The sequence below is a fragment of the Undibacterium sp. RuTC16W genome (assembly GCF_049339445.1).
Taxonomy (GTDB): Bacteria; Pseudomonadota; Gammaproteobacteria; order Burkholderiales; family Burkholderiaceae_D; genus Undibacterium.
The window spans coordinates 1-367 of record NZ_JBMPPE010000065.1 but is presented as its reverse complement, the minus strand read 5'-3'; the positions used below and the strand labels follow the sequence as shown (position 1 = coordinate 367).

1 other RNA gene is annotated in these 367 nt (G+C 62.4%); it reads right to left on the bottom strand.

Annotated features, from left to right (window positions below):
* Nucleotides 1-367: a transfer-messenger RNA gene (gene ssrA / locus ACO0K4_RS19545) on the bottom strand; the annotation flags it as partial.

Sequence of the window (367 nt, the reverse complement as noted above, 5' to 3'; positions counted from 1 at the left end):
GGGTGGAGCTGGCGGGATTTGAACCCGCGTCCGCAAACCTTCCTCGCGCAGATCTACATGTTTAGCGTGCTGGTTTGAGTCTCGCCGCTACGGTCGCGCAGACGCACGCTACCGGAGCCGCCAGTGCCCTTGAATCTCGCTCGGCCCCAAGGCACCCGGGGACGGGCCAGCCGATGTGAATGCCCTCGCAGCCTGGACGGCTTGCGCCACCCTTGCCCAGCCCATCGGCCTGCTGTTGCGAGGCTCACCGGTGTTTAGGCGGCGAGTGCGAAACGTTCGTCGTTTGCAGTTACTTTGGTTCAGTCAGTTTTACGAGCGCACTGAGCTCGACATGCACCGCTGCGATTCCAACCCACGTCGAAACCAA